General features: G+C 38.1%; 3 protein-coding genes and 1 pseudogene. All 4 read right to left on the reverse strand.

The genetic code is table 11. From position 1 onward, the window contains the following. Nucleotides 1-158: 158 nt before the first annotated feature. Nucleotides 159-866, reverse strand: coding sequence for an IS6 family transposase (locus tag H540_RS0121535; RefSeq protein ID WP_028402335.1), 708 nt, complete (start codon nucleotides 864-866; stop codon nucleotides 159-161). Nucleotides 867-980: 114 nt separating this feature from the next. Beyond that, nucleotides 981-1076, reverse strand: a pseudogene (locus tag H540_RS34870) (6-phosphofructokinase); the annotation flags it as partial. 189 nt (nucleotides 1077-1265) lie between these two features. Then, nucleotides 1266-2711 carry a glycoside hydrolase family 1 protein gene (locus H540_RS0121540; RefSeq protein WP_028402336.1) on the reverse strand — a complete coding sequence of 482 codons (1446 nt, stop codon included), beginning with the start codon at nucleotides 2709-2711 and terminating at the stop codon, nucleotides 1266-1268. Between the two features lie 100 nt (nucleotides 2712-2811). Beyond that, on the reverse strand, nucleotides 2812-4627 hold a 1816-nt coding region (locus H540_RS0121545; RefSeq protein WP_081415235.1), incomplete at its 5' end, for a beta-glucoside-specific PTS transporter subunit IIABC.

A 4627-nucleotide genomic window follows, 5' to 3' on the forward strand; every position in this document is an offset into this window, starting at 1 on the left:
GGACAAACGTTTGTGATGGATGAGGTCCGCTAGAGATGGTCGCACGAATAATGCCCATCGTTTTTTGTTCTAACGCATTTAGCAAAGCACTGCTTGGTTCTGGTGCAAAGATAAAATAAAAGAGAATAAAGCACATATTTTCCTAGCAGAATCGTATCCTATGACGTAAGCCCAAACAATTGATGGATGAATTCTTTCTGATTTTGGACAGACTGATCCCGTAAATCAATCTGTTCTTTTTTAATCATATGCATGGCTTCTACTCCTGAAAGAATGGATGTAGCTGTGTCAAAAGACTTGAACCCTAACATAGGAAGGACTCGCCTCTTAATGAATCGATGCTCCTGTTCCACGATGTTGTTCAGATATTTTACTTGCCTTATTTGGATGCCTTCCGGCATCTTTTTTTCGTTTTTTAACTGTTGAATCGCTACTGGATAAGCTGGATTTTTATCTACTGTTATGACACGAGGTCTGGCAACATACGAAAAAGCCAAGGCGTTTTTCAAGAAGCGCTTGGCTGATTTGGCATCTCTCGTTTTACTAAGGAAAAAATCAATGGTATTTCCATCTGAATCGACTGCACGATACAGGTACATCCATTGTCCTTTTACTTTTATGTACGTTTCGTCCACTCTCCATGAATCATTGGTTTGTTTGAGATAACGTCGGATTCTCTTATCCAACTCAGGACCATATTGATGTACCCAACGCATAATGGTTGTGTGAGCAATGAATAAGCCTCGTTCCTCCATCATTTCCACCAAATCACGAAAACTTAGGTTGTATCGTAGATACCATCTTACCATTAATAAAATAATATCAGGCTGATAGTGCTTCCATTTGAACAAATTGTCCTTTTCCATACCGATCACACACCTTTTGTAGAGTAATAGTATCAGTATGTCCAAGTTTACTAGATTTCTTGCACCAGAACCGATAATATCACCTACACTTCCAAGATTCATTTTAATAAAGTTTCCGGACATTAAACCATCGTATCCATTGAGTACTCCATATACATCTAGTCCTTTAAAGATACCTCTTCGAACAACCGCACGAATAGCAGCATTCATTCCAGGTGCATCGCCACCACTTGTTAGTACTGCAATCTTCCTCACTTTTTCCCCTCCAGCTTATGTAGACGTATTTCTTATAAATTGAATGCCTTCAATCTCATCAAATTCAAGAGAATCGAAGTTAAAATAGTAAAAAAAAGAGATAAGAATGCCTACCTTCCTATCTCTTTTTTAAAATGGCGTACTTTACAGCTCTTCCCCATTTGAAGCAATAACTTTTTTATACCAATAGAAACTATTCTTTCTTTTTCTAGAATAATCCCCTGTACCATCATCATGACGATCCACATAGATGAAACCATAGCGTTTTGCCATTTCACCTGTCGATAAAGACACCAGGTCGATACAGCCCCAAGGTGTGTAACCAATTAAATCTACACCATCTAAAATCGCCTCATGCATTGCCTCAATATGTTGCTTGACATAGTCAATACGATAACTATCGTTAATCGTTCCATCAGTTTCAACCTTATCATAGGCACCTAAGCCATTTTCAACAACCATTAGCGGAATATTGTAGCGATCATAAATTTCATTTAAAGCGATCCGCAAACCAGTTGGATCAATTTGCCAACCCCAGTCATTTGATTTTAAGTGAGGATTTTTCGCACCGCCAAAAACATTTCCGGCTGTTGTTTCATTAGGATCTGCACTCTTACAAAATGACGTATAGTAACTAAATGTATAGAAATCAACGGTTCCAGCCTTTAAAATTTCGTCATCTTCTGGCGCTTTTTCAATCGTAATACCATTTTCAGCAAAATAACGTTTAGAGAAGCTTGGATAAGTGCCTCGAACTTGTACATCTCCGCAAAGATAATTTGAAAGCTGCATTCCTTTTTGATTTTCTAAAACATCTGCTGGATTAGGGGTTAATGGATAGCTCATCATATTAGCAATCATACAGCCGATTTGGTAATTTTCATCGATCTCATGTCCAATTTTTACGGCTTTAGCACTAGCAACAAACTGATGATGCAATGCTTGGAAACGGACTTGCGGATTATCCACTTGGTTCATAAAATCAGTCGTTCCTTCGTTGAGAATGCCAGTTCCTTGAAGATTCCCCACAGGCATAGTAGCACAATTGATTTCGTTAAAGGTCAACCAGTATTTTACTTTGCCTTTGTAGCGATTAAAGATGACTTCACAATATTTAACAAATAAATCAATCACATGACGGTCCGCCCAACCGTTGTATTTTTCTGTTAAAGCGTAAGGCATTTCAAAATGCGAAATCGTAATCAACGGTTCGATGTTGTATTTTAAACACTCGTCAATAACATTTTCATAAAATTGTAAGCCTGCTTCATTTGGTTCACTTTCTTCACCAGTTGGGAAAATCCGTGTCCAAGCAATTGAAAAGCGGTAAATTTTAAAACCCATTTCAGCAAACAAGGCAATATCCTCTTGATAACGGTGATAATGGTCAATTGCTTCGTGTGATGGATAGAAGGTGCCTTCTTCTAGAACTGGTGTGATTCTCTTGCTGTGTGTATGAGAGCCACCGGTACAAATATCTGCATCAGAAACTCCCTTACCATCTTTGCTCCATCCACCTTCAATTTGATTGGCTGCAGTAGCTCCCCCCCATAAGAAACCTTCTGGAAATTTCTTTTCTTTAAAATTCATAATTAAATCCTCCTTAATTAATATCTTTCTAGTTGTTAAAATCATCTATATATGGGGAAGAGGACTTAAGTCTCTCCCCAGACTTCCTAAAAGAAGATCATTAAACGACTAATGTCAACAACGCTTCTTTTTCCTGAACAGCTTCTTTATTCGTATCGATAATATCAATATAACGGTCTGTATTTGTAATGATAATTGGAGTAGTAATTGGGTATCCAGCTTCTTTAATTTTTTCAATATCAAAGTTGACTAATAAGTCACCTTGATTTACTCGATCACCCTGTTTAACGACCGGTGAATAATATTCTCCTCCTAATTGGACAGTATTGATTCCAATATGGATTAATATTTCTGCACCTTCGTCTGACGTAATTCCAATTGCATGTCCTGTCGGAAAAACTGTTGTGATTGTACCGTTCACAGGTGATACAGCTTTTCCAACAGTTGGTTCAATTGCAATCCCTTTTCCCATAGCTTCTGATGAAAACACTGGATCATCCACATCGGCTAACGGTTTAATTACTCCAGTTAATGGGCTGACAATTGCTTCTTGTTTTATAATTGTCTGTCCTGCTTCTACCCTGTTTTCTTTTACTTCTATTTTCTTTTTATCTTCATACCCGAAAATTACTGTCAGAATTGTTGCAATAGCAAAAGCAGATAATATAGCAATAATGTATGGTACTAATGGTGAATAAATTGGAATACTTAAAGCAGATATTAATGCCAATGTCGTTGCTTTTGCTCCAACTAAGCCACTAACTCCTCCTCCAACAACTCCAGCTATTGCGACATAAGGAATTGTGCGTTTATAACGAAGCACTAACCCATACAGAATTGGTTCTGTGATACCTGACAATAATCCAGGCAATAACGTAGATACAGCAAGTGCTTTTACTTTTTTGTCCTTTGTTTTCAAGAAAACACCAAATGCCAAGCCTATTTGTGCAAATACAGATGCGGAAACCAATGCAAGCAGTGGATCCCCACCATGTCTCAAATTCTCAAGAATAAATGGAGCGAGTCCATTATGGATACCTAATAAGGTAAGGAAAGTGTATGCACCACCCATTAAGGCACCTGTCAAGGTTCCGCTTTCGGAATATAAAAAATTAATAAATGTCCCAATGCTATTCCCAAAATAGACTCCGAAAGGACCAAATGCAATTGCCGTTAATGGTACGATGATAAGCAAAGACAACATAGGAACCAAAAACAATTGTAGATCTTTGTGAATGGTTTTCCTTAGAAATTTATCTAAAACTGCATAAATACTGACTGCGATAAAAACAGGGAACACAGTAGAAGAATAGTTCATCAAAACAACCGGTATGCCGAGAAAATGAGTGCTATCACCTGCATTCTGCAGCAAGCTTGTAAAATTAGGTTCCAGCAATGCTGCCCCAATCGTACCACCCACATAAGGATTTGCTCCCAGCTTTGTCGCAACGGTAATCCCTAAAAAGATTGGGAGGAAGTAAAAGACCGCGTTTCCAGCTGAAGATAAAATAAAGAAGGTTCCACTTTTGGCTGATAAGATACCAGTCATTGTTGAAAGAGCTAACAACGCTTTAAGCATCCCTGCACCAGCAAGGGCTCCGAGTATCGGAGAAAAACTTCCTGCAATAACGTCAAATATTTTTGCAATCACATTTCCCTTTGATTTTTCTGATGATTCTTTTGCCGTACTACCTACATTTGCAATCTTTATTACATCTTTATAAACCTCGGAGACATGGCTCCCAACGACAACTTGAAATTGCCCACCGTTCTCTACAACACTGAGAATTCCATCTAAATTTTCAAGACTTTTCTTATCAGCCTGACTATGATCTTTTAATGTAAAACGCAGACGTGTGGCACAATGCACAACACTAATTATGTTTTGTTCTCCACCGACCAATTGAACTATTTCC

The sequence above is a fragment of the Ectobacillus panaciterrae DSM 19096 genome (assembly GCF_000430785.1).
GTDB lineage: Bacteria > Bacillota > Bacilli > Bacillales > Bacillaceae_G > Ectobacillus > Ectobacillus panaciterrae.